Consider the following 22,716-nt stretch of genomic DNA (forward strand, 5'->3'; position numbering starts at 1 on the left):
TGCCGGCCTGTCACGCCGGAGGTCGCGGGTTCGAGCCCCGTCACTCGCGCCACTTCTTATGAAGTGGTTCCAGCAGCGATCGAATTAAGAGGCCGGGCTCACGCTCGGCCTTTTTCGTTTCTGGATATACGCCGGCCGTTCCCACCCTTCGTCATTGCGAGCGTAGCGAAGCAATCCAGGGCGGTTTGCGCGGCTCTGGATTGCTTCGCTACGCTCGCAATGACGGCGGCGGGATCAGTTGGCTTTGGTCGTAACCGGAGCGCTCCAGCGTCCTGTTTCCATCCAGATCAGGAAACGCTTGAGCGGCAGCAGCCACACCACGCCCAGCACGATGTACACCGGCGTCTGGGCAAGGGCATTCCACCCGCCGATCAGCGCGGGCACGTAGCTGGCGATGAGCATGGCATAGAGCCCCAGCGCGACGACCAGCAGGAGCACCCCGAAGGGGATTCGCCAAGTCGGTGTCTCGCGCATGTCAGGTCCTCTTTATATGCTGTATATCCGCGTCGGCGTGACCACGGCGGCGAGCGGCCGGTCGTGGGCTTCGACGGGCAGTTCCTCGGCCAACTGGCAGTCCCATGCAAGCCCGATCGCGGTGGCCTGCGGATGGGCCGCCAGCCAGCGGTCGTAATGTCCGCCGCCCTGGCCGAGGCGATGCCCTTCGGCAGTGAACGCCACCAGCGGCACGATCACGACATTCGGCACCGCGCTTTCGCTCTCGGCCGGCGGCTGGAGGGACCGCCACGGTCCCGTTTCGAGGCTTTGGTCGTCCCACGGGTTGTCCCAGACGCGAAACTCCATGGCGGCTTCACGCGCCGGGAAAAAGGGCAGGGCGATCCGGCGGCCGTTCTCCGACAGCCAGCGCGCCCAGCCCAGCGACGGCGCTTCGGAACCTGCCGGATGATAGAGCCCGGCGGTCGCATCTTCAGGGATGAGCGCGAGGATCGGCGCAGGCGGCCGGTTGAGAATCAGCGCGCGCAGCCCCTGCGGCAGGGCCTCGACATGCTCGGCCCGCGCCTGCCGGAAGCGCTTGCGCAAGGCAGCCTTCTCATCCGCGAGAAGAAGGGCCTGAGAATGTATGGGGGGTGACGGGTCCACCATGGGTCGTTTCCTAGAAATCCTCTGACGCCTCGACGTCAGGTGGGGACCATGTGTTCCGGACCAGGATCCGGGCAGGGACAGCCCCCAATGGATTGCTTATAGCCTCAGGGATGTTCGAACGGCACGTGCCGGGCAGATCCCGTCAGGCCCTATCTAGGCGTTTGCTGCTTCAGTCTCAAGAAGGTCGGCAAGATTTTCGACACGCGAGGCGATGCGCGCCAGTCTTTCCGCGAATTGTGCCGGAATCGCTGGAACCTCGATCGGCAGGACCGCCTGCGGTTCGGGACGAGAGCGCAGTTCGTGCAATTCGTCCGCCATCATCAGTGCGGCGAAGAGGAGCATCCGCGTCTCGGTCTGCCCGACCGCGCCCGATGCCGTGGCCTTCGAATCGATCAGCCGGGCGAGGCGCAGGATATGCGCTTCCTCTCCGTCCGCGCAGGCGAGCATGAATTCGCGCCCGCCGATCCCGAGAGTGACGTTGCCCATCAGGCGTCCTCCGCCTGCACGCGCTGGGCGAGAAGTGCGTCGAGCCCCGACAGCGACTGGCTGATGCTCGCCTTGAGGTCCTCGTGGCGACGGCGCAAGTCCGCGCCCTTGGCAATGCAGGTGGGGGCCGCGTTCTCTATCCGCGTTAATGCGGCCTCGATGCGGTCGAGCGCAAGCAGGGAGATGGAGCGCGTGGATGCGCTTTCCTCGGTGGCCGCGCCGATCGCCCGGCCCTTGAGCGGGTTTTCCATGGCCAAGCGCTGCGCCGGTTGTGGCGGCCGGGCAAGCAGTTGGCGCGGGTTGTTCACAATCTTGTCACTTGTCTGCGCTTGAATAGTGCGGAAGATACGATGGGCTGCAGGACAATATCCGATCTGCGCGTGAAGAGGGTGAAATCGGGCGGTGAACTTGACGGGAGGCGACCTCTGCCTAAAGGGGGTCGCGAAATTCGAATCGTCCCGCATTTTTGCGCGTACCCGGAGTAATCCCATGACCCTCGCTTCCGACCGTCTTGCGCCGATGGCCAACGCCATCCGGGCGCTTTCGATGGACGCGGTTCAGGCGGCGAACAGCGGCCACCCCGGCATGCCGATGGGCATGGCCGACGTCGCCACGGTGCTCTTCGCCAAGTTCCTCAAGTTCGACCCCTCGGCTCCCAAGTGGGCCGACCGCGACCGCTTCGTGCTGTCGGCGGGCCATGGCTCGATGCTGATCTATTCGCTGCTGCACCTGACCGGCTACGCCAGCCCGACGCTGGAGGATATCAAGAACTTCCGCCAGCTCGGTTCGGTCTGCGCCGGTCACCCCGAGAACTTCCTGATCGAAGGCATCGAATGCACCACCGGGCCGCTGGGTCAGGGCGTGGCGATGGCGGTCGGCATGGCGATGGCCGAGCGTCACCTCGCCGCGACCTTCGGCGACGACCTCGTCGATCACAACACCTGGGTCATCGCCGGTGACGGCTGCCTCATGGAAGGCGTCAACCACGAGGCGATCGGTCTGGCCGGCACGCTCAAGCTGGGCCGCCTCAAGGTGCTGTGGGACGACAACAAGATCACCATCGACGGCGACGCCTCGCTCTCGACCTCGGAAGACATCCCCGCGCGCTACCGCGCTTCGGGCTGGGACGTGTTCGAGTGCGACGGCCATGACTTCGCCGACATCGAGCGCGCGCTGGGCCAGGCTGCCGCTTCGGACAAGCCCACGCTCGTCGCCTGCCGCACGCTGATCGGCAAGGGTTCGCCGAATAAAGAAGGCGGCCACGACGTTCACGGTTCGCCGCTGGGCGACGCCGAGATCGCCGCGACCCGCGAGAACATCGGCTGGGCGCATGCTCCCTTCGAGATCCCGGCCGAGATCCTCGCCGACTGGCGCTCGCTGGGCGAAAAGGGCGCGAAGCTGCGCGCCGAGTGGGACGCCCGCCTTGCCGCTTCGGACAAGGGCGCGGAACTGACCCGCCGCATGAACGGCGAACTGCCCTCGGGCGACGAAGCCGCGAAGACTTTCGCCGGCTGGCTGGAGAGCGAAACCACCGTCGCGACCCGCAAGGCGTCGGAGAACGTGCTCAACGTCCTCGCGCCGCTGGTGCCCGAGATGGTCGGGGGCTCCGCCGACCTCACCGGTTCGAACAACACCAAGGCGAAGTGCCAGTCGGCGTTCTCGGCCAAGGACTACGCCGGTCGCTACGTCTACTACGGCATCCGCGAATTTGGCATGTCGGCGGCGATGAACGGCATGGCGCTGCATGGCGGCGTGATCCCCTACGGCGGCACCTTCCTGATCTTCTCGGACTATGCGCGCAACGCGATCCGCATGTCGGCGCTGCAGCAGACCCGCGTGATCTACGTGCTGACCCACGATTCGATCGGCCTTGGCGAAGATGGCCCGACTCACCAGCCGGTAGAGACGGTCATGAGCTTGCGCCTGATCCCGAACCTCTACGTGTTCCGCCCGGCCGACGTGATCGAGACCGCCGAGTGCTGGCAGATCGCACTGGAAAGCGCCGAGACGCCTTCGGTCCTCGCGCTGACCCGCCAGAACCTGCCGCAGCTTCGCACTTCGGGCGAAATGCTCTCTGCCCGCGGCGCCTACACGCTGCGCCGCGCCGAGGGTGACCGCAAGGTGATCCTGATCGCCACCGGCTCGGAAGTCGAACTCGCCGTAAAGGTGCAGGGCGCACTGCAGGCCCAGGGCATCGGCGCGGACGTCGTCTCGATGCCGTGCATGGAACTGTTTGAGGCGCAGGACGCGGCGTACAAGCACGAAGTCCTGCCGAATGACCCGTCGATCCTGCGTGTCTCGATCGAGGCGGGCGTGACGCACGGCTGGGAGCGTTTCACCGCATTCAGCCGCAATGGCGGCCTCAACATCGGCCTCGACCGCTTCGGCGCCTCGGCTCCGGCCAAGGTCCTGTTCGAGCGCTTCGGCTTCACCGTCGATGCGATCGTGCCGCAGGTTCTGGAAAAGCTCAGCAGCTAAGAATACCACCTAAGAGGAGATTAGGATTATGGCGACCAAGGTTGCGATCAACGGTTTCGGACGTATCGGGCGCAATGTCGCCCGCGCCATTCTCGAGCGTACCGACCATGACCTCGAGCTGGTGTCGATCAACGACCTCGCCAGCGCCAAGGCCAATGCCCTCCTCTTCAAGCGCGACAGCGTCCACGGCGCGTTTGCGGGCACCGTGGAAGTCGACGGCGACGACCTCATCATCAACGGCAAGCGCATCAAGGTGACCGCCGAGCGCGATCCCGCGAACCTGCCGCACGCCGCCAACGGCGTCGACATCGCGCTGGAATGCACCGGCTTCTTCACCGACAAGGCCTCGGCCTCGAAGCACATCGAAGCGGGCGCCAAGCGCGTGCTGATCTCGGCGCCTGCCAAGAACGTCGACCTCACCGTCGTCTACGGCGTGAACCATGACGCGCTCACCGCCGAGCACACCGTCGTGTCGAACGCATCGTGCACCACCAACTGCCTGGCGCCCTTCGCCAAGGTTCTGCACGAGAAGATCGGTATCGAGCGCGGTCTGATGACCACGATCCACTCGTACACCAACGACCAGAAGATCCTCGACCAGATCCACTCCGACCCGCGCCGCGCCCGCGCCGCCGCGATGAACATGATCCCGACCAGCACCGGCGCCGCCGTTGCCGTCGGCCTCGTTCTGCCGGACCTCAAGGGCAAGCTCGACGGTTCGTCGATCCGCGTGCCGACCCCGAACGTCTCGGTCGTCGACCTGACCTTCGTGCCGAGCCGCGACACCACCACCGAGGAAGTCAACGCACTGCTCAAGGCCGCTGCGGAAGGCGAACTCAAGGGCGTGCTCGGCTACACCGAGGAGCCGCTGGTCTTGATCGACTTCAACCACGATTCGCACTCGTCCACCATCGACAGCCTCGAAACCTCGGTTCTCGAAGGCAAGCTGGTGCGCGTTCTTTCGTGGTACGACAACGAGTGGGGCTTCTCCAACCGCATGGTCGACACGGCCGGCGTGATGGGCGGCCTGCTCTGAGACCTTGATGGGGACGGGCCGCCTTATCGGTATCGCGCGAAGGCAACGCCCTCGCGCGCCGATGGAGGAACTGCGGTCCGTCACCGTAACTGCCGCCGCGGGAGTCCATGGGGACTTTCGCGGCGCGGTGCGTCCGGGCAAGCGGCCGCGCCGGCAGGTCTCCCTGATGGAGATCGAAAGCTGGCGGGCGGCACTGGGCGAACTTGAAATCTGCGGCGGCCTGTTCGGTTTCGAAGAGCCGCCATGGCATGCGCGGCGGGCGAACCTGCTGGTCGAAGGACTGCGTTTCCCGAGGGAGACCGGCTATGTCCTGGCGATCGGCAATACCCTGCGCATAGCAGTCACGATGGAATGCGATCCGTGCAGCCGCATGGAGGAAGTGGCACAGGGCCTCAAGGGCGCGCTCCTGCCGGACTGGCGGGGCGGTGTGCTGGGCACGGTGCTTGACGACGGCGATATCGCCCTGGGCGACGAGATAAGGATCGAGAGATGACGGCATTCAAGACCCTTGATGACCTTGGTGATGTGACCGGCAAGGTCGCGCTGGTGCGCGTGGACCTCAACCTGCCGATGCAGGACGGCGCCGTCACCGACGACACCCGCATCCGCGCCGCCGCCCCCACGGTTCTGGAACTCGCCGAGAAGGGCGCCAAGGTCCTCCTCCTCGCCCACTTCGGCCGCCCCAAGGGCGAGCGCGTGCCGAGCCAGTCGCTTTCGATGGTGGTCGGCGCGGTCGAGAAGACGCTGGGCAAGGAAGTGATGTTCGTGCCCGAGATCGCGGGCGACATCGTGAAGCAGGCCGTCGGCATCCTGCGCGCCGGTGACATCGCCATTCTCGAGAACACCCGCTTCTGGAAGGGCGAGGAAAAGAACGACCCCGAACTCGCCGCCGCGATCGCCGCGAACGCCGACTTCTACGTGAACGACGCCTTCTCCGCCGCGCACCGCGCCCATGCCACCACCGAGGGGCTGGCCAAGGTGCTGCCCGCTTACGCCGGTCGCTCGATGCAGGCTGAACTGGAGGCGCTCGAAAAGGCCCTCGGCACGCCCGAGAAGCCGGTCGCGGCGGTCGTCGGCGGCGCCAAGGTTTCGTCCAAGCTCGACGTGCTCAAGCACCTCGTCCGCCAAGTCGATCACCTCATCATCGGCGGCGGCATGGCCAACACCTTCCTCGCCGCCAAGGGCGTGGACGTGGGCAAGTCGCTTTGCGAGCATGACCTGACCGATACCGCGAACGAAATCCTTGCCACGGCGGATGCCTCGGGCTGCACCGTCCACCTGCCGTACGACGTCGTCGTGTCGAAGGAATTCGCGGCCAACCCGCCGTCGCTGCGCATCTGCAACGTCCACGAAGTCGCGGCCGACGAGATGATCCTCGATGCCGGTCCGAACGCGGCGGAAACGCTGGGCGACGTGCTCAAGAACTGCCGCACGCTGGTGTGGAACGGCCCGCTCGGCGCGTTCGAGATGGAGCCGTTCGACGCCGCCACCGTGGCGCTGGCGAAGACCGCCGCCGCGCTGACGGCGGACGGCTCGCTGGTCTCGGTGGCGGGCGGCGGCGATACCGTGGCGGCGCTCAACCATGCGGGCGTGGCGCAGGACTTCTCGTACATCTCGACGGCGGGCGGTGCCTTCCTCGAGTGGATGGAAGGCAAGGTGCTGCCCGGCGTCGCGGCGCTGGAAGCCTGACGCAAAACAACTCCGTCATCCCCGCGAAGGCGGGAACCCATCTCCTGACCTGATCTATTGCACGGGCATCAGATGGGTCCCCGCCTTCGCGGGGATGACGGACATATTGATCGTAAGGGATGACTTTGGGGCTCGCAGGGGAATGACGGATCGAAACCTTGCTCCCGCACCGCCCTGGCAGGGCCGGTACGTCACGCTCGACGGCATGCGCGGCATCGCGGCGCTTGCCGTGGCGCTCTTCCATTACAACATCTCGCAGGCCCCGCACGGCTATGTCGCGGTGGATTTCTTCTTCGCGCTGTCGGGCTTCGTGCTGTGCCGCACCTACCTGCCGCGCTGGCGCAGCGGGCTGACGACCTGGCAGTTCATGAAGCAGCGCGTGGTGCGGCTCTATCCGCTGTTCCTGGCGGGGATCGTCATTACCACGCTCTCCGCGATCTCGAACCACTGGACGGGCAAGGGCGACGTTTACAGCTACGCCAAGATCGCCAAGTCGCTGCCGCCCAACCTGCTGATGCTGCCGTCGCCCTTCACCAACACGCTGTTCCCGATGAACGTGCCCGCGTGGTCGCTGTTCTTCGAACTCGTCGCCAGCCTCGGCCTCGCGCTGGTGCTGTTCCGCCTGCCGCGCATCGGCCAGCTTGCCGTGGCGATCGCCGCCGCGTGCTTCTTCGTGCCCGCAGTGCTGGCACGCGAGGGCGGCAATCTCGGTCCGTTGTGGAGCCAGATGGGCACGACGATGCTGCGCACGACTATGTCGTTCACGGCGGGCGTGCTGATCGCCGGGCTTCCGGTGAAAGAGGTTCGTCATCCCAGCTGGCTCGGCGTTTTCTGCCTCATCGCCATTCTCGCGATGCTGGTCGCCGATCCGGCGTTCATTCCCAAAGGCTGGTACGACGTGACCTGCGCCTTGCTTGTCTCGCCACTGCTAGTGTGGCTGGGCTCGCGCGGCGAACCTTCGCGCGTGCTGATGCCCGTGGCGTGGTTCCTCGGCGAGGTATCCTACGCGGTCTACGCCGTGCACTGGGCGCTGATGGAGCCGCTGCGCTACTTCAAAGACGATCTCGGCTGGAACGAAGTGCTGATGGGCGCGGTCTACCTTGCCGCCTGCGTCGGGCTCGGCTGGCTTTGCGTGCGCTTCGTGGACATTCCGCTGCGCCGGCGCCTGAACGTCATGCTGCACGCGAGGGCGCGTCACATTCCGCCCCGCGTGGCGGCGAATTGACCCCCTAATGACAGATGCCGCAGTTGCGAAGAGAGGGAGCGCAGCGTAGGCTTTAATTCAAGTTGCCGAACAACTCAGGAGGAGAAACCATGCAGTATTCGGAAATGACGGCCAAGATGGCCGACGGTGACGGCTTTATCGCCGCACTCGACCAGAGCGGCGGTTCGACGCCCAAGGCTCTCAAGGGCTACGGTATCGAGGAGGATGCCTGGTCGACCGAGGAGGAGATGTTCGGTCTCATCCACGAGATGCGCGCGCGCATCATTTCGTCGTCGGTGTTCTCGGGGGAGAAGGTCATCGGCGCGATCCTGTTCGAACGCACCATGGACGGCACCGTCGATGGCGTGCCCACCCCGCAGGCGCTGATCGCCAAGGGCGTGGTCCCCTTCATCAAGATCGACAAGGGCCTTGAGGACGAGGCGAACGGCGTCCAGCTGATGAAGCCGATGCCGACGCTGGACGAGCTGCTTGCGCGCTCGAAGGCGCTGGGCGTCTACGGCACCAAGGAGCGCTCGGTCATCAACTCGGCCAATGCCGAAGGCATCGCCGCCGTGGTCAAGCAGCAGTTCGAGATCGGTGCGCAGGTGCTCTCGCATGGCATGATGCCGATCATCGAGCCCGAGGTGAACATCAAGAGCGAGACCCGCGCCGAGTGCGATGCGATCCTGCTCGCCGAGATCCTCAAGAACCTTGACGAACTGCCCGAGGGCCAGCAGGTCATGCTCAAGCTCTCGCTGCCGATCGTGCCGGGCACGTTCGATCCGCTGATCGATCACCCCAAGGTGCTGCGCGTCGTGGCGCTGTCGGGCGGCTATGCGCGTCCCGAAGCCTGCGTCGAACTGGCGAAGAACAAGGGCATCATCGCCAGCTTCAGCCGCGCGCTGCTCTCGGACCTGCGCTCGCAGATGAGCGACGCGGAATTCGATGCGGCACTGGGCGAGGCGATCGACGCGATCTACCTCGGTTCGACCCAGAAGGCCGAGGCTGCCGCGGCAGCCTGATCCTTCGGGACCGGACAGGAAGAGGCGGCGCTCGAAGGGCGCCGCCTTTTTCGTGGGCTCAGTAGCCGCCCATGAAGCGGAAGCCGAAGCGATAGGCCGACTGCGCGACGGTGCCGTGGTTGTCACCGCCCGCGACCTTGTCCGGCTGGACCTCGACCAGTTCGAGCGTGCCGTCGGCGACCGTCACCGGCTTGCCCGAGGTCACCTCGACTTCGCCGCCGCGCCCGCTGTCGATGCGTACGCGCAGGCGGACCTGCCCGCCCCAGACGCAGCGGGCGTTCATCGGGCAGCGGCTGTCCTCCAGCACCGCAAGCGGGGTGATGCGCGGGCCGCCTACGGTTACCGTCTGGCCGAGCGCGGCGTAAGTCAGCGAGGGCTCGGGAGTCGCGACCGGCAGTTCCGACGGCGGGGGATAGCTCTGGGCGGGAGTATAGGGCGGCGTAACTGCCGGGCCGGGATAGCTCGCGGCCGGAGGGGCTGACGGCGACGGCGCTGCGGGAGGCGGAGGAGCGCTCGCCTGCGGATAGGCCGTTGGATATGGTTGCATCCGGGCCGGATCGGCCGGGGGTATGACGGTGCAGCCGGCAAGGGCGGCTCCGGTCAGGGCGAGCGCTATCGGTATCCTCATGGCGCGCGATGCAACACCCGGGCGCCTGAACGGTTCCCGAACGCCGCGTGTTCGGAACGCTTGGCGTTGAGCCGCGGCGCGGCTAGAGCACCCGCATGAAAGACGAAGCCGACATTCCGCGCGCACCCACGCAGCTCTATCTGATCTCGCCGCTCGACGTCGGCGGGGCTTTCCCCGACCGTCTGGCCCGCGCTCTGGACGCAGGCGAAGTCGCGGCCTTCCAGTTCCGCGTCAAGGACGTGGACCAGCACGAGGCTGCGCGTCTGGCCGAGCCGCTGCAGAAGATTTGCGGGGATCGCGACGTGGCGTTCATCGTCAACGATTCGATCGGCCTTGCCAAGCGCCTCGGCGCGGACGGCGTGCATCTCGGGCAGGAGGACGGCAGCGTCGAGGAGGCACGTCAGGCGCTCGGCCGCGATGCGCAGATCGGCGTGACCTGCAACGCCAGCCGTCACCTCGCCATGGAAGCGGGCGAGAACGGCGCCGACTACGTGGCGTTCGGTGCGTTCTTCCCCACCACGACGAAGGTGACCAAGCATATCGCTGGTCTCGACGTGTTGGAATGGTGGCAGTCGATCTTCGAGATTCCGTGCGTCGCCATCGGTGGGATTACCTCGGAGAACTGCGGTGACCTCGTGCGGGCGGGCGCGGACTTTCTTGCGGTTTCGGGCGCAGTCTGGAACGGCGACGAGGAAGCGGCGGTCCGCGCGTTTCACGAAGCACTGGCGGCGGTGCAGGGCTGAGGGGCCTAGCCCACCCCCAACCCCTCCCGCAAGCGGGAGGGGAGCGAGACTTGCTGAGCCTTAGGCGAAGCTAGTCGCAGCGGGGTGGGCCTTGGTGCGGCCAGAGCGTCAGAAATCGATCTTCGCGATCACCTCTTCCCCGAACTTCTGCGCCTGTTCGAGATATTCCGCGCGGGTCTCGGTGTAGATCGTCGCGCCGGAACCATCGACGCCGAGCGACTTGAGGTTGGCGAAATGGTCCAGCGCCTCCTGCGCGCTCCAGCCCGCTTTCACCGAATAAGTCGAGGATGCGATGACCTTGGGCGGAGTCTCGCGCCCGACTTTCTCGCAATGCGCCGCCATGTAGGCGATGGCTTCCAGGATGTCCTCGTCGCCTTCGAGATTGGCGGTGCGGGCGGTATCGGTGATCGCCTTGGGGACGAAGAACGGGTGCCAAGCATCGCCCAGCTCCACTGCGCGGCGAAGGGCGCGCTTCGAGTTGCCGCCGACCAGCAGCGGCGGGTGCGGGGTTTGCGCCGGGGTCGGCAGCACGCGGTTGCCGAGCGCGGTGAAGCCGTTGCCCTCGAATGTGAAGTCCTCGCCAGTCCAGGCCAGCTTCATCGCCTTCATGTATTCGTCCATGATGTCGTTGCGACTGTCGAAATCGACGCCGAGTGCCTTGTACTCCGCCTTCATATACCCCGCGCCCAGGCCGAGGATCACGCGCCCGCCGGTGAAATGGTCTAGGCTCGATACGGCGCGCGCGGTGATGAACGGGTTGCGATAGGGCAGGACCAGGATGTTGGTCTGCAGCCGCAGCGTGGTCGTGGCGGCGCCCAGCATCGAAAGCATGACGAAGGGGTCCTGCGCATAATGCCCGCCATTGTCGAGCCAGCGCGAAGAGGGCACCGGATGATCCGTCACCGTCCCGGCGTAGAAACCCGCAGCCTCCACCGCCTTCGCGATCTGGTGCAGCGCTTCCATGGTGCTCCATTCCTGCGGCTTGTCGATGTGGTCGAAGGGCATGCTGGTGCTGAGGGTGAAAGTCATCGCTCTCTCGTTTCATGAACCGGGTTCGTCATTGCGAGCGCAGCGAAGCAATCCAGGGCGATTTGCGTATCGCTGAATTGCTTCGCTGGGCTCGCAATGACGAGGGAGGTGGGCATGGCTTATCCAGTGACTTCAGGCGGCAGAATCCAGACCTCGTTGCGGTCGCGCACCCATCCGCCCGAGGCCCACGAGCCCCCGTCCACCGGGATCACGGTGCCGGTGACGTAGCTGGCCATCGGCGAGGCGAGGAACACTGCGACCCGCCCGCATTCCTCGTCGATCCCGGGGCGGCCCGCAGGAATGCGCTTGCGGGCGCTTTCGACTTGCGCGGGGCTGGGCTGGAACCACGCCGCCTCGTCCACCGGGCCGGTGAACTGGCCGCGCGTGCCGGGCGTCACCGTGTAGTCGGGCGCGATGGTGTTCACGCGGATGCCGTGCTCGGCGAATTCGAGCGCGAGAGTGCGGGTGAGGTTGTTGATCCCTGCCTTGCACGCGGCATAGATGGCATAGCCCGGCGCAGCCCGGCTCGCCTCGATACTGGTGACGTTGACGATCGCGCCGCCGCGCCCGCCGGCGATCATCACCGGCACTGCCGCCTGTGTCGCGGCGAGATTGCTGACCAGGTTGAGGTCGATGTGCCGCCGCCAGTTCTTCTCGGTGAGGTCGAGGAATCCGCGCCGGGTCACGCCGCCCGCGTTGTTCACCAGCACGTCGAGCCGTCCGAAAGTGTCCGCCGTGCGCGCGATCGCGCCTTGCAGGGCCTCGACGTCCATGACGTTGCCGGGGATGCACAGCGCCTTGCGGCCACGCGCCTCGATCATCGCGGTGACTTGTGCGCAGCGTTCCGGGATCGCCTCTATGATTGCCACGTCGGCGCCGATGTCCGCCATGCACAGCGCGATGGAGCGGCCGATGCCGCCGCCGCCGCCAGTCACGAAGGCCACTTGCCCGGTCAGGTCGATGTCGCTTGCCTGCACTCGCCTCTCCGCTTTACGGGGCCGTGTGCGGCCTCTGGTCAGTTCGCCAAAGTGAACAGGTGTTCAGCATCGGCCAGGTCGGCGGGCTCGTCTATATCTTTTGCGAGACCCGGCGTGGTGATCGTCACGGCGTTCAGACCGAGCGTTTCCGCAGCCGCGCGGTGAAGTTCGGCACTGCCGGTGCCGTACTGGAAGCGAAAGTCTGCCGCTTTGGGCAAGGGTAGCGAGAGCGCATTGGTGCCGGTGCCGTGGCGATCGGTGGCGATGCCGAGGGTGCAGGCGGGCAGGGCGGCAAGCTGGCGCAGGTCCTGTGCATCAAGGCGCGGCAGGTCTCCCGCGACGACGATCAGTCGATCGGGCGGAGCACCTCGCGACAGGATTGCCAGCGCGTTTTCCAGCGCCGCGTTGAGTCCGTCACCATCGTCGAAGATGAAGGGCAACGCGCCGCGTGGTGGTCCCAGCAGGATCGTACGGTCCACCGCGCCCGCTGCCGCCTCGATCACGCGCGACAGCATCGCTTCGACCAGCCTGTCACGCTCATGAGGGGGCAGCGCGGGGGCGAGGCGGGTCTTGCCGCGTCCTCGTGCCTTGACCGGGATGAGCGCCCAGACGGTCATGGGATCGCGGGCGCTTCGGCCAGATTGGTGAAGCGGATACCCGCGCCGTCGGCCTTGTAGGTCTTGTTCATGTAGATGAGGATCGAGGTCAGCGCTTCCGCCGCCGCCGAGTTGGCGAGCGCTCCGCCCGAAAGGCCGCGCAGGCCCATGCCGGGGCACAAGTCCACCACCGTCTGGCGCGCGGCGACGTCGTCGGAAAAGACCAGCACGTCGCAGTCGATCGCATGGTCGGAATCGAGGTGATGCGCCGAGACGTTGTGGAACGCCGTCACCAGCCGTGCCTCGGGGCCAAGATGCGCCCGGGCCTGCGCGGCGGCGCTGCCCTCGACGGGAAGCTGCACGCGCATGACCTTGGGCGGAACGAGCGGAACGGTCGTATCCACGACCACCGCATCTCCTATCCGGTCGCGGATCTGCGCAAGGGTATCGCCCTGTGAGCCGTGCGGCACCGTCACGATCACCACGTCTTTGCCTTCCGCCGCATCGGCGTTGGCGGCATGGCCCGCCGCACCCAGCTCCTCGGCGGTTGCTTGCGCTTTTTCGGCGGAGCGGGAGCCGATCGTCACCGCGTGACCGGCCGCGACGAGCCTGCGCGCAATACCTTTGCCGAGGGCTCCCGTGCCGCCGATGACTGCGATGCTTGCCATGCTTGTATCTCTCCCGCGAAGTTTCGCGCCCTTGGATTGTCGTTGTCGGGGGCGGACCTAAGGTGTCGTTCGGGAGAACAGGATGAACGCTCTTCGAGAACTTACAGTACGACCGCTTGCCGGATTGCCCATGTTCGCCGCGGGGCAGTCTATTGCGCAAGCGATTTGCACCGCGCTCGTGGCCCAGGGTGACGGCTTACGCGATGGCGATATCTGCGTGGTTGCGCAGAAGATCGTCTCCAAGATCGAAGGGCGTTCAATCGACCTTGCGGCGCTGACGCCGGGAGAGGAGGCGCGGGCTCTAGCGGAGCGGACCGGGCGCGATCCTGCCATGGCGCAGGCGATCCTGGACGAGAGCGCCGAGATCATGCGCCCGCACCCCGCCGCGATCATCGCCCGGCATCGCACCGGCCATGTGCTTGCCAATGCCGGGATCGACGCCAGCAATGTCTCCGGCGGAGATGCGGGCACGGTGCTGCTCTGGCCGTGCGAGCCCGATGCGTCTGCGCGGCGCCTGCGCGCGGAACTGGCCGAGGCCAGCGGCGTGCGGGTGGCGGTGGTGATCGCCGACTCCATGGGCCGCGCATGGCGCATCGGCACGGTGGGCACCGCGATCGGCTGCGCAGGGCTTGCCGTGCTGGAGGACCGCCGAGGGCGCGGCGTCGATCTCTACGGCCGCATGCTGCAGGCGACGGTGATTGCGGTGGCGGACTCGATCGCAGCTATGGCGACGTTGGCCATGGGCGAGGGGGACGAAGGCACGCCGGTCGCCATTGTGCGGGGCGCAGGCCGCTGGACCTGCGAGGATGACGGACCGGGCGCGGTGAGCGGCCTGCGTCCAGTGGAACAGGACATGTTTCGATGACGGGCAAGCACGTACTCGCTCTCAGTGGCGGTGTCGGCGGGGCTAAGCTGGCGGCGGGCCTGGCGGCAGTGCTCGCGCCGGAAGACCTCACCATCGTGGTCAATACCGGGGACGACTTCGAGCACCTTGGCCTGACGATCTGCCCGGACATCGATTCGGTAACTTACGCACTCGCGGGGCTCAACGACACGGTGCGCGGCTGGGGCGTGAAGGACGAGACATGGCAGGCCATGGCCATGCTGCGCGCGCTGGGCGAGGCGGACTGGTTCAACCTCGGCGATCGCGACATGGGGATGCACATCGCCCGGTCCTGGCGGTTGCGCGCGGGCGCTACCTTGTCGCAGGTGACCACGCGGCTGACGCGCGAACTCGGTATCGCGCACGCGATAGTTCCCATGAGCGATGCCCCCGTGCGCACCCAGGTCGGCACCGCGCAGGGGTGGCTGGACTTCCAGCGCTATTTCGTCGCCGAGCAGTGCCGGCCGGTGGCCACCGGGGTGCGGTTCGACGGCGTTCCCGGTGCTGCGCCATCGCCCGCATTCGCCGAGGCACTGGCCCGCGACGACCTTGCCGCCATCGTCATTTGCCCCTCGAATCCGTACCTCAGCGTCGATCCGATCCTCAGTCTCGAAGGTGTGCGCGAGGCACTAGTGCGACGGCGAGTTCCTGTGGTGGCGGTATCGCCGCTGGTCGGCGGCGCGTCGATCAAGGGACCGCTCGGCAAGTTGTTGGGAGAACTGGGCAGGCCCGTTTCCAACGTCTCGATCGCCGATCACTACTCCAATCACCGGGGCGATCTTCTCGACCATCTGGTGATCGACGAGGCCGATGCCGCCGATGCGGGGGGCTTGCGGGAGAGGGGCCTTTCGGTCACCGTTTGCCCAACAGTCATGTGCCACGCCGGTGACCGGGAGAGGCTTGCGCGCGAAGCACTGATCGCAGCCGGTATCGAAACAGGATGACCATGGCACGCGACGACGAAGCACTGATAACCCGTCTCCTCACCGCGCCGCTGGACGATGTTCTCGCCGAGGCACGGATGCGGCGCGACACCCGCTTCGGAGCGCTGACACCGGCACGGATGACCTATTCGCGCAAGGTCTTCATCCCGCTGACCCGGCTCTGCGCCGACGTATGCCACTACTGCACCTTCGCGACGACGCCCTCCCGGCTGCATGCCCCTTATCTGACCGAGGAAGAGGTGCTGGAGATCGCGCGGGCCGGGCTCGCGGCGGGCTGCAAGGAAGCGCTGTTCACGCTCGGCGACGCGCCTGAGCGGCGTTATGCAGCCGCGCGCGAGTGGCTGGAGGAGCGCGGCTTCACGCGCACCGTCGACTACGTGCGCCACTGTGCGCAGCGGGTTCTGGAAGAGACGGGCCTGCTTCCGCATATCAATGCCGGGGTTCTGGAGGAGGCCGACTGGCGGATGCTGCGCCCGGTCGCGGCATCGGTCGGGCTGATGCTGGAGAGTACGTCCGAGCGCCTGCTCGACAAGGGCATGTGCCATCATGGATCGCCGGACAAGGTCCCCGCGGTTCGTCTCGCGTCGCTGGCGGCGGCAGGGCGGGCGCGGGTGCCGACCACGAGCGGCGTCCTCATCGGCATCGGCGAGACCCCGCGCGAGCGGATTGAGGCGCTGATCGCTCTGCGTGACCTGCACGAAGCGCATGGGCACCTGCAGGAAGTCATCGTCCAGAATTTCTGCCCGAAGCCCGGCACGAAGATGTCCGGCGCCATCGAGGCGAGCGAAGCGGATTTCCTGCGCACCATCGCCGCCGCGCGGATCGTGCTGCTGGACGAAGTCTCGGTGCAGGCACCGCCCAACCTCAATGATGATCGTCTTGCCGAACTGATCGACGCAGGCATCGACGACTGGGGGGGCATCTCCCCGGTGACGCTCGATCACGTGAACCCCGAGGCGCCCTGGCCCGAAATCGCGCGGCTTGAGGCGGTCTGCGCCCGGGCCGGCCTGCCGCTGGTAGAGCGGTTGACGATCTATCCGCGCTTCGTCGAGGCGGAGGGCTGGCTCGACCCGGCGATCCGCCCGGCGGTGCTGCGCCTGGCCGACGCCGAGGGGCTGGGGCGCGACAGCCGCTGGAGTCCCGGCATTACGGACCGCGCGCCGGGGACGGTGCACGCGCCGCTTGGCATGCGGCACGACGGCCCGGTGGCGGCGCGGCTGCACCGGATACTCGATCGCGCGGCAGGCGGCTTTGCGCTCGGCGAGGAAGAGATCGCCGCGCTGTTCGCGGCTCGGGGCAGTGCTGCGCAGGCGGTGGTGGAGGCGGCGGACGCCTTGCGGGCCGAGGTGCGCGGCGACGTCGTCACGTACGTCGTCAACCGCAACATCAACTACACTAACATCTGCACGCATGCCTGTTCGTTCTGCGCCTTTTCGAAGACCAGCAGCAAGGCGGGCTATCGTGACAAGCCCTACGACCTCGACCTCGAGGAGATCGCCGGCCGCGCCCGTGAGGCGGTGGCGCGCGGGGCGACCGAAGTGTGCCTGCAGGGCGGCATCCACCCGCGCTACACCGGCGAGACCTACCTCTCGATCCTGCGCGCGGTGAAAGATGCGTGCCCGGACCTACACGTCCATGCCTTCTCGCCGCTGGAGGTGAGCCAGGGCGCGCGGACACTGGGGATGCCGGTCTCGGATTACCTGTCCATGCTGCGCGATGCGGGGCTGGGTTCGCTCCCCGGTACGGCGGCGGAAATCCTGTGCGACGATATTCGCGAGAAGATCTGCCCGGACAAGCTGACGACCGCCGAATGGCTCGATGTGGTCGGTTCGGCGCATAGGGTGGGGCTGCCGACGACTTCGACGATAATGTTCGGACACCTCGAAAGTCCGCTGCACTGGGCGCGGCATTTGCTGGCCTTGCGCGAGCTGCAACTCGACACCGGCGGTATCACCGAGTTCGTGCCGCTGCCGCTCGTCCACATGGAGGCGCCGTTCTACCGCAAGGGCCAATGCCGCAAGGGGCCTACCTGGCGTGAGGCGGTGATGATGCATGCGGTCGCCCGGCTGGCGCTGCACGGGGCGATCGATTCGATACAGGTCTCATGGGTCAAGCTGGGCATGGACGGGGCGGCGGCGGTGCTGGCGGCAGGCGCCAACGACCTTGGCGGAGTGCTGATGGACGAGAGCATCAGCCGCGCGGCCGGAGCCTCGCACGGGCAACTGGCTGAGGTTTCCGACATGCGCGCGGCGGCGGAGAGTGTCGGACGCAAGCTGCGGCAGAGGACGACGCTTTATGGAGATGTGGGAGTGATGGCCTGACCCTTCGACAAGCTCAGGGTGAGCGGGGTTCATAGCGGGATCGTGTTTGACCGAACCATCGTTCGTCATCCCCGCGAAGGCGGGGACCCATCTGATGTTCATGCAGCAGGCACCGTCAGGAGATGGGTTCCCGCCTTCGCGGGAATGACGACGAGAGAGGTGAAGGCGATCATGAACTCCGATCCCGCTCAGGCTGAGCTTGTCGAATCCCCCGCGTGACTACGCAGGACGGGTTCCTCACATCGCCCGGATATGCTGCCACATCAGCTCGGGCATCCAAGTATATTCGATGTAGTGCCCGAAGACCTTGCGCGCATCGAGGTACAGGAATTTCAGTCCGCCCTCCGGCTCGCCCGACAAGTCGCGCTCCATCGCGATCGGGAATTCCTGCGCGTCCACCCGGGAGCGGAACTCGGCCCAGTCGGGCACCCGGAAGCAGATGTGATGGAAGCGCAAGGGGCCGCCATTCGACAGGCAGTTGGCAAAGATGCCGACTTCGTCGATCTCGCTCTCGATCAGCTCGTATTGCAAATCGCCGATCCAGATGAAGCAGATGCGGCTTTTCTGGCGCTTCGGCCCCGACGGCGTCAGCACGGTCTGGTCGACCGGGATGATCGTCGGTTCCTTTTCCAGCCCGCGCCCTCGGAACAGGTCGATCCCTGCTTCAATGTCGTCACAGACATAGGCGTTCTGGTAGTGCAGCCCCTCCAGCACGATCAGCCCTCCCGCGCGACGTCGTAGCGTGACAGGTAGCGCTCGAACAGCGGCTCCAGCGCCTCCTTGCTCAGCCCGTATTGCGCCAGCTTGTATTCGTGGCGGCCGAACTTGTCCTGCGGGTTGTCGTCCACCCACTTCTGGACTCCGGCCTCGGCCTCGGCGGTCCATTCGTCGCCCAGCGCCGCGTAGACCTTCTTCGTTGCGGCGACCGGGTCCTCGACGATGTCGGCGTAGTGGACGTCGATGATCTTGTCCTCGCCGTACTTGTCGCGGAAATCCATGATGCGGTTGGCGTGCTCGGCCGCCTGCCAGGGGTAGTCCTCGGCCAGCCACTCCGCATCGATCCGGCCCATGTGCGCCTGATGGCTGAGCGAGATCACCGAGCACAGCGACCCCGTCGCGGTGAAGGGATCGCGGTGGGTCCAGATCACGCGGGCGTCGGGATAGACCTTGAAGATCGTCTCCAGCCACAGCGAGTGGCTGGGCTTCTTGACGTTCCAGACGCCGGTGGTGTGCTGCTGCAGAACCTGCAGGAACTTCTTGTGGTACTCGTAGGCGCTGGTCATGTCGCACGAGAAGATGAAGTCCTTGTAGAGCGGCAGCTTGCCCTTGGACTCGATCATCAGCGTCTTGAAATCGTGCGCCATGAAGAACACGCATTCGTTGGGGTAGACCGCCGAGCCGCGATAATACTTGCCCATGGCGGGGTTGGCTTCGAGCGCGGCCTTCTCCTGCGCGAGCCGGGTGGTCGCGCGCGGGTCGGTCGTCAGCAGGGCGTTCGAGGTGACCGGGGGCACCGGATCGTCGATCTCCCAGGTCAGCGGCGAACGACGCGAGGGATCTGCGGCAAGGAGATTCGACATCAGCGTGGTGCCGGTGCGCGGCACGCCCATGACGAAGACCGGGCGCTCTACAGGGCGCTGCAGCAGTTCCGGATTCTCGCGCAGGTATTGCGAGACCTTGAGGCGGCCGCGTAGGTAATGCAGCGTGTCGTTCCGGGCGCGGGCGATGCCGCCTTCGCTCATCCAGCCCTTGGCGATGCCTTCGTTGAACGACTGGGTGAAGACGTCGAAGCCCTCGCGCCAGCTGTCGTTGTCGAAGCTGTCGATCCCGGTTTCCTTCATCGCCTGCTCGACGAGGGCATAGCCCAGATGGTGCTCAGTGGTGGTGGCGGTGGTGGCCATGGTGTGGTTGTCCTCTTCCCGGCGGCCGATCGGTCGGCCTTTCATGGGCACGAGATAACCTGTCGATGCCCCGCCGTGGCAACGCGGATGACCCGTCAAAACCAGACCTTCTGTCGAATTCGGGTCAAGACCCGACAGGCTCGGTGAGGACGCGCCCCTGCCTCTGGCGGAAGGTGCTGGGGCTGGCTCCCACGGCGCGGCGGAAGGCGAAAGTGAAGCTGGAGGGAGAGGAGAACCCCATGGTGAAAGCGATGGTCTTCACGCTCTCGCCCTCCATCAGCAGGCGCTTGGCGGCCTCCATGCGGCGCTGCTCGATGTAGTCGCCGATCGAACAGGCGCGGCTGACACGGAACCCCCGCGTGAGTTGGCGCACCGACAGGGCGCACAGCTTCGCCAGTTCTTCAAGCGAGGGGGCGGCGAGGTCGTCGGCAAGGCGCTCGTCGATCAGCCGCAGCCGCCAGCCGGAGAGACCGCCGGTGACGGGCCGCTCGGTCACCTCAAGGCAATGGCGCCCCAGTTCGATCGCCAGTTCGCTGCCGAGGAAGCCCAGCATCCGCTGCGCAGCGAGGCCGGGGTGGCGCACTTCGGCGGTGATGCGAAACAGCAGCGCGCGAATCTGCGCACTCCCGATGTCGAGCGCGGCGGCAAGATGCGGGTCGTCCCAGGTCAGGCGATGGCCGACGAGGTCGTGCACCAGTCCCGCGTCGATGGTGCAGGTCAGCGATGCCTGCCGCCCCGTGCCGCCCTTGATGTGGAGTTCCTCGCCCGGCGGCAGCACGAAGATGTCGCCCAGCCGTTCCAGCCGGTGCGGCCCCCAGCGCTTGCGATAGCCGCCGCGCGATTGCAGCGGACGGGGGGTGAGGCACATGTTGACGTGGTAGTCCCGGCCGACCGCATGAACGGTGTCTGTCGGGTCGGGAATGTCGAAGCGCACGATCTGCGCGATCACGCCGCGCGTTTCCAGTTGCGCGTCGATGCTCATCTTCGAACGATGCGCCTCGGGCATGCTCATCTCCATCAGCGTCATCTTCGGCAGGTCGGCCGCAATGTGTCCCGGACGCCACGTTAGGGCCCGAATTCTATGCCTGCCGCGCTTGCCGGGCAATCCTCTCGCGAGGAACATCGCGCCGGTGAACACGCCGCGATGACGGCACGGTTTGGGACAGAGGAAGACAAGGATGGCGAAAAGCCTGTTCGACTGCGCGGGCAAAGTGACGGTGGTGACCGGCGGTAACGGCGGCATCGGCTTCGGCTTCGCGATGGGCGTGGCGAAGATGGGCGGCGACCTCGCGATCTGGGCGCGCAACGCCGAGAAGAGCGCGAAGGCCAAGGCCGAACTCGAAGCGGCCGGTGCGGGGAAAGTCGTCGCCTATCAGGTCGATGTTTCGGAAGAGGCGAACATCGCGCAGGGTTATGAGGCGGTCATGGCCGACTTCGGGCGCGTGGACTGCGTCTTCGCGAATTCCGGGGCTTCGCCGCGCTACAACTCGGTCTTCGAGATGCCGACCGATCACTGGTACGACTTCCAGAAGACCGCGCTGCACGGCGCCTTCTTTACCTTGCGCGAAGGCGCGAGGCTGATGAAGGAGCGAGTAGAGGCGGGGGACGAATCGGGCGGCAGCCTCGTCGCCTGCGGCTCGCTCTCGCTGTTCCAGGGCCTCGCGGGGAAGATGGAATATGCGTCTTCTAAGGCGGCGGTGGCGGCGGCGATCCGCTGCCTTGCCATTGAACTGGCCCCGCTCGGCATTCGCGCCAACGTGGTGGCGCCGGGCCTCGTCATCACGCCGATGATGGGAGAGGGCGCACGCGCCGATGCCGTTGCGCAGCACTTCGCCCCGACGATACCGATGAAGCGCACCGGCTTTCCCGCCGACTTCGAGGGCATCGGTGCCTACCTGTGCTCGGACGCCAGCAGCTTCATGACCGGTGAGACGATCACCATCGACGGCGGATACATGGTCCGGCCGTAAACGCGGCGGACCGGCAAGGAGAGAGGCGTATGGAACTGCTCAGGATCCACGGCTCGGGCGATGTCAGGCTCGACCCCTATGAACGTCCCGCGACGGGGCCGCTCGACGTGGTGGTGAAGATGAAGTCGGTGGGCATCTGCGGCTCCGACCTTTCGTATATCAAGATCGGCGGCATTCCGACGCCGGGCACGCTGACGGCGCTGGGCCACGAAGGCGCGGGCGAGGTGATCGAGGTCGGCGCGGGGGTCGAGGGCATCGCGGTCGGTGATCCGGTGGTCGTCAACCCGATGATGACGCCGGGCAACATCGGCTCCGGCGGCCCGGAAGGGGCCTTCACGCAGGAATTGCTGGTGCGCGAGGCGCGGCTGGGCGAATCGATCTTGCCGATCCCCGACGGCATCGACTATGACGTCGCCGCCATGTGCGAGCCGCTTGCGGTCGCCATGCACGGGGTCAATCGGGCCGAGGTGAAGCCCGGCGACAAGGTCGTGGTGTTCGGCTGCGGGCCGATAGGGCTCGGCATGCTGCTGTGGCTGATCGACCGCGGGGTGACCGACGTGGTGGCGCTCGACCTTTCGGAAGAGCGGCTGGAACGCGCCCGTGCGCTGGGCGTGCGGGCGGCGCTCAACCCGGCCGAGGTGGACTTGCGCGCGGAACTGGCGCGCCTTCATGGCGAAGTACCGAGCTATGGGCGCGTGGGCGTCGGCACCGATGCGTACATAGACGCGGCAGGGGCGCCGAACATCCTGACGCAAGTGATCATGATGGCGAAGTTCCACGCGCGCCTCGTCATCACCGCCGCCTATATGAAGCCGCTGGAGTTCCCGGCCGGCCGCATGCTGACCAGCGAGATGACCATTACCACCGCCGTCGGCTACCCCACCGAAATGCCCGAGGTGATCGCGGCCATGCCGCGCCTCAAGGACAAGATCGCCGCGATGATCAGCCACAAGCTGCCGTTCCGCGACGTCATGAAGGGCCTTGAGATCGCCGCGAGCCCGCAGTCCGCCAAAGTCATGATCAGCTTCGAGGAGGTCTGA

At 66.4% G+C, this 22,716-nt stretch carries 24 protein-coding genes; 12 read left to right on the plus strand and 12 right to left on the minus strand.

Annotated elements, in window-relative coordinates:
• Positions 1–234: 234 nt before the first annotated feature.
• From QRN25_RS21625 to QRN25_RS21640, 4 genes are all read right to left on the minus strand, one after another.
• Positions 235–474: a DUF2842 domain-containing protein gene (locus tag QRN25_RS21625; RefSeq protein ID WP_036522753.1), complete on the minus strand. Its 240-nt coding sequence runs from the start codon at positions 472–474 to the stop codon at positions 235–237.
• 12 nt (positions 475–486) lie between these two features.
• Complete coding sequence (locus tag QRN25_RS21630; RefSeq protein WP_285021294.1) at positions 487–1,038, minus strand: 5-formyltetrahydrofolate cyclo-ligase; 552 nt, start codon at positions 1,036–1,038, stop codon at positions 487–489.
• 216 nt (positions 1,039–1,254) lie between these two features.
• Positions 1,255–1,587 carry a cell division protein ZapA gene (locus QRN25_RS21635; RefSeq protein WP_271181026.1) on the minus strand — a complete coding sequence of 111 codons (333 nt, stop codon included), beginning with the start codon at positions 1,585–1,587 and terminating at the stop codon, positions 1,255–1,257.
• Positions 1,587–1,844, minus strand: a complete 258-nt coding sequence (locus QRN25_RS21640) for a hypothetical protein (RefSeq protein WP_155986153.1) — start codon at positions 1,842–1,844, stop codon at positions 1,587–1,589. The genes QRN25_RS21635 and QRN25_RS21640 overlap by 1 nt, the downstream gene beginning before the upstream one ends.
• Positions 1,845–2,076: 232 nt before the next feature.
• On the opposite strand from QRN25_RS21640, the gene tkt reads away from it, so the two are divergent.
• The 6 genes from tkt (at position 2,077) to QRN25_RS21670 (ending at position 9,016) form a co-directional block, all read left to right on the plus strand.
• On the plus strand, positions 2,077–4,065 hold the full coding sequence (tkt, locus tag QRN25_RS21645; RefSeq protein WP_285021295.1) for a transketolase: 1,989 nt from the start codon (positions 2,077–2,079) through the stop codon (positions 4,063–4,065).
• A 28-nt stretch (positions 4,066–4,093) separates the two neighbouring features.
• Complete coding sequence (gene gap / locus QRN25_RS21650) at positions 4,094–5,101, plus strand: type I glyceraldehyde-3-phosphate dehydrogenase (RefSeq protein ID WP_285021296.1); 1,008 nt, start codon at positions 4,094–4,096, stop codon at positions 5,099–5,101.
• 61 nt (positions 5,102–5,162) lie between these two features.
• The gene (locus QRN25_RS21655; RefSeq protein ID WP_285021350.1) at positions 5,163–5,594 is read left to right on the plus strand and encodes an MOSC domain-containing protein; all 432 of its coding nucleotides are present in this window, start codon (positions 5,163–5,165) and stop codon (positions 5,592–5,594) included.
• A complete protein-coding gene (locus tag QRN25_RS21660) occupies positions 5,591–6,790 on the plus strand; it encodes a phosphoglycerate kinase (protein ID WP_285021297.1) in 1,200 nt (399 codons plus the stop codon). Before QRN25_RS21655 ends, QRN25_RS21660 begins: the two co-directional genes overlap by 4 nt.
• A gap of 142 nt (positions 6,791–6,932) precedes the next feature.
• Positions 6,933–8,015, plus strand: a complete 1,083-nt coding sequence (locus tag QRN25_RS21665; RefSeq protein WP_285021299.1) for an acyltransferase family protein — start codon at positions 6,933–6,935, stop codon at positions 8,013–8,015.
• A gap of 89 nt (positions 8,016–8,104) precedes the next feature.
• Positions 8,105–9,016, plus strand: coding sequence for a fructose bisphosphate aldolase (locus tag QRN25_RS21670; protein WP_285021301.1), 912 nt, complete (start codon positions 8,105–8,107; stop codon positions 9,014–9,016).
• Positions 9,017–9,074: 58 nt separating this feature from the next.
• Here QRN25_RS21670 and QRN25_RS21675 read toward each other — a convergent pair whose 3' ends face one another.
• Positions 9,075–9,644 carry a hypothetical protein gene (locus QRN25_RS21675; protein WP_285021303.1) on the minus strand — a complete coding sequence of 190 codons (570 nt, stop codon included), beginning with the start codon at positions 9,642–9,644 and terminating at the stop codon, positions 9,075–9,077.
• Positions 9,645–9,739: 95 nt separating this feature from the next.
• On the opposite strand from QRN25_RS21675, the gene thiE reads away from it, so the two are divergent.
• Positions 9,740–10,387 carry a thiamine phosphate synthase gene (gene thiE / locus QRN25_RS21680; protein ID WP_285021304.1) on the plus strand — a complete coding sequence of 216 codons (648 nt, stop codon included), beginning with the start codon at positions 9,740–9,742 and terminating at the stop codon, positions 10,385–10,387.
• Positions 10,388–10,495: 108 nt separating this feature from the next.
• Here the strand turns inward: thiE and QRN25_RS21685 are convergent, their stop codons facing one another.
• The 4 genes from QRN25_RS21685 to npdG form a co-directional block, all read right to left on the minus strand.
• On the minus strand, positions 10,496–11,416 hold the full coding sequence (locus tag QRN25_RS21685; RefSeq protein WP_285021306.1) for a TIGR03619 family F420-dependent LLM class oxidoreductase: 921 nt from the start codon (positions 11,414–11,416) through the stop codon (positions 10,496–10,498).
• 119 nt (positions 11,417–11,535) lie between these two features.
• A complete protein-coding gene (locus QRN25_RS21690; protein WP_285021307.1) occupies positions 11,536–12,393 on the minus strand; it encodes an SDR family NAD(P)-dependent oxidoreductase in 858 nt (285 codons plus the stop codon).
• A gap of 38 nt (positions 12,394–12,431) precedes the next feature.
• Entirely contained in the window at positions 12,432–13,010 is a 579-nt protein-coding gene (cofC, locus tag QRN25_RS21695; RefSeq protein WP_285021308.1) for a 2-phospho-L-lactate guanylyltransferase, read from the minus strand.
• On the minus strand, positions 13,007–13,657 hold the full coding sequence (gene npdG, locus QRN25_RS21700; protein WP_271181016.1) for an NADPH-dependent F420 reductase: 651 nt from the start codon (positions 13,655–13,657) through the stop codon (positions 13,007–13,009). Before npdG ends, cofC begins: the two co-directional genes overlap by 4 nt.
• Positions 13,658–13,787: 130 nt before the next feature.
• On the opposite strand from npdG, the gene cofE reads away from it, so the two are divergent.
• From cofE to cofH, 3 genes are read left to right on the plus strand one after another with little or no spacing between them, the layout of a single operon-like run.
• Entirely contained in the window at positions 13,788–14,522 is a 735-nt protein-coding gene (gene cofE / locus QRN25_RS21705) for a coenzyme F420-0:L-glutamate ligase (RefSeq protein WP_285021351.1), read from the plus strand.
• Positions 14,519–15,484, plus strand: coding sequence for a 2-phospho-L-lactate transferase (cofD, locus tag QRN25_RS21710; RefSeq protein WP_285021309.1), 966 nt, complete (start codon positions 14,519–14,521; stop codon positions 15,482–15,484). Before cofE ends, cofD begins: the two co-directional genes overlap by 4 nt.
• 2 nt (positions 15,485–15,486) lie before the next feature.
• Positions 15,487–17,805, plus strand: a complete 2,319-nt coding sequence (gene cofH / locus QRN25_RS21715; RefSeq protein WP_285021311.1) for a 5-amino-6-(D-ribitylamino)uracil--L-tyrosine 4-hydroxyphenyl transferase CofH — start codon at positions 15,487–15,489, stop codon at positions 17,803–17,805.
• 237 nt (positions 17,806–18,042) lie between these two features.
• Here cofH and QRN25_RS21720 read toward each other — a convergent pair whose 3' ends face one another.
• The 3 genes from QRN25_RS21720 to QRN25_RS21730 form a co-directional block, all read right to left on the minus strand.
• Positions 18,043–18,519, minus strand: coding sequence for a VOC family protein (locus QRN25_RS21720; RefSeq protein ID WP_285021312.1), 477 nt, complete (start codon positions 18,517–18,519; stop codon positions 18,043–18,045).
• A gap of 2 nt (positions 18,520–18,521) precedes the next feature.
• Positions 18,522–19,751 carry a sulfotransferase family protein gene (locus tag QRN25_RS21725; protein WP_285021313.1) on the minus strand — a complete coding sequence of 410 codons (1,230 nt, stop codon included), beginning with the start codon at positions 19,749–19,751 and terminating at the stop codon, positions 18,522–18,524.
• Positions 19,752–19,830: 79 nt separating this feature from the next.
• Complete coding sequence (locus QRN25_RS21730; RefSeq protein ID WP_285021314.1) at positions 19,831–20,712, minus strand: helix-turn-helix transcriptional regulator; 882 nt, start codon at positions 20,710–20,712, stop codon at positions 19,831–19,833.
• Positions 20,713–20,884: 172 nt separating this feature from the next.
• Between QRN25_RS21730 and QRN25_RS21735 the strand changes: the two genes are divergently transcribed.
• Complete coding sequence (locus QRN25_RS21735; protein WP_069707655.1) at positions 20,885–21,676, plus strand: SDR family NAD(P)-dependent oxidoreductase; 792 nt, start codon at positions 20,885–20,887, stop codon at positions 21,674–21,676.
• A 29-nt stretch (positions 21,677–21,705) separates the two neighbouring features.
• Complete coding sequence (locus QRN25_RS21740) at positions 21,706–22,716, plus strand: zinc-dependent alcohol dehydrogenase (protein ID WP_271181009.1); 1,011 nt, start codon at positions 21,706–21,708, stop codon at positions 22,714–22,716.

The organism is Novosphingobium sp. fls2-241-R2A-195, from assembly GCF_030209485.1.
Classification (GTDB): domain Bacteria; phylum Pseudomonadota; class Alphaproteobacteria; order Sphingomonadales; family Sphingomonadaceae; genus Novosphingobium; species Novosphingobium resinovorum.

Excerpts from the sequence above, each read along its gene's own strand:
- QRN25_RS21635 (WP_271181026.1), bottom strand. The coding sequence starts at position 1,587 with ATGGGCAACGTCACTCTCGGGATCGGCGGGCGCGAATTCATGCTCGCC.
- cofC (WP_285021308.1), bottom strand. The coding sequence starts at position 13,010 with ATGACCGTCTGGGCGCTCATCCCGGTCAAGGCACGAGGACGCGGCAAG.
- QRN25_RS21625 (WP_036522753.1), bottom strand. The coding sequence starts at position 474 with ATGCGCGAGACACCGACTTGGCGAATCCCCTTCGGGGTGCTCCTGCTG.
- cofE (WP_285021351.1), top strand. The coding sequence starts at position 13,788 with ATGTTCGCCGCGGGGCAGTCTATTGCGCAAGCGATTTGCACCGCGCTC.
- QRN25_RS21675 (WP_285021303.1), bottom strand. The coding sequence starts at position 9,644 with ATGAGGATACCGATAGCGCTCGCCCTGACCGGAGCCGCCCTTGCCGGC.
- QRN25_RS21670 (WP_285021301.1), top strand. The coding sequence starts at position 8,105 with ATGCAGTATTCGGAAATGACGGCCAAGATGGCCGACGGTGACGGCTTT.
- gap (WP_285021296.1), top strand. The coding sequence starts at position 4,094 with ATGGCGACCAAGGTTGCGATCAACGGTTTCGGACGTATCGGGCGCAAT.
- tkt (WP_285021295.1), top strand. The coding sequence starts at position 2,077 with ATGACCCTCGCTTCCGACCGTCTTGCGCCGATGGCCAACGCCATCCGG.
- QRN25_RS21740 (WP_271181009.1), top strand. The coding sequence starts at position 21,706 with ATGGAACTGCTCAGGATCCACGGCTCGGGCGATGTCAGGCTCGACCCC.
- QRN25_RS21660 (WP_285021297.1), top strand. The coding sequence starts at position 5,591 with ATGACGGCATTCAAGACCCTTGATGACCTTGGTGATGTGACCGGCAAG.
- QRN25_RS21685 (WP_285021306.1), bottom strand. The coding sequence starts at position 11,416 with ATGACTTTCACCCTCAGCACCAGCATGCCCTTCGACCACATCGACAAG.
- thiE (WP_285021304.1), top strand. The coding sequence starts at position 9,740 with ATGAAAGACGAAGCCGACATTCCGCGCGCACCCACGCAGCTCTATCTG.
- npdG (WP_271181016.1), bottom strand. The coding sequence starts at position 13,657 with ATGGCAAGCATCGCAGTCATCGGCGGCACGGGAGCCCTCGGCAAAGGT.
- cofD (WP_285021309.1), top strand. The coding sequence starts at position 14,519 with ATGACGGGCAAGCACGTACTCGCTCTCAGTGGCGGTGTCGGCGGGGCT.
- QRN25_RS21735 (WP_069707655.1), top strand. The coding sequence starts at position 20,885 with ATGGCGAAAAGCCTGTTCGACTGCGCGGGCAAAGTGACGGTGGTGACC.
- cofH (WP_285021311.1), top strand. The coding sequence starts at position 15,487 with ATGGCACGCGACGACGAAGCACTGATAACCCGTCTCCTCACCGCGCCG.
- QRN25_RS21665 (WP_285021299.1), top strand. The coding sequence starts at position 6,933 with ATGACGGATCGAAACCTTGCTCCCGCACCGCCCTGGCAGGGCCGGTAC.
- QRN25_RS21725 (WP_285021313.1), bottom strand. The coding sequence starts at position 19,751 with ATGAAAGGCCGACCGATCGGCCGCCGGGAAGAGGACAACCACACCATG.
- QRN25_RS21730 (WP_285021314.1), bottom strand. The coding sequence starts at position 20,712 with ATGCCCGAGGCGCATCGTTCGAAGATGAGCATCGACGCGCAACTGGAA.
- QRN25_RS21655 (WP_285021350.1), top strand. The coding sequence starts at position 5,163 with ATGGAGGAACTGCGGTCCGTCACCGTAACTGCCGCCGCGGGAGTCCAT.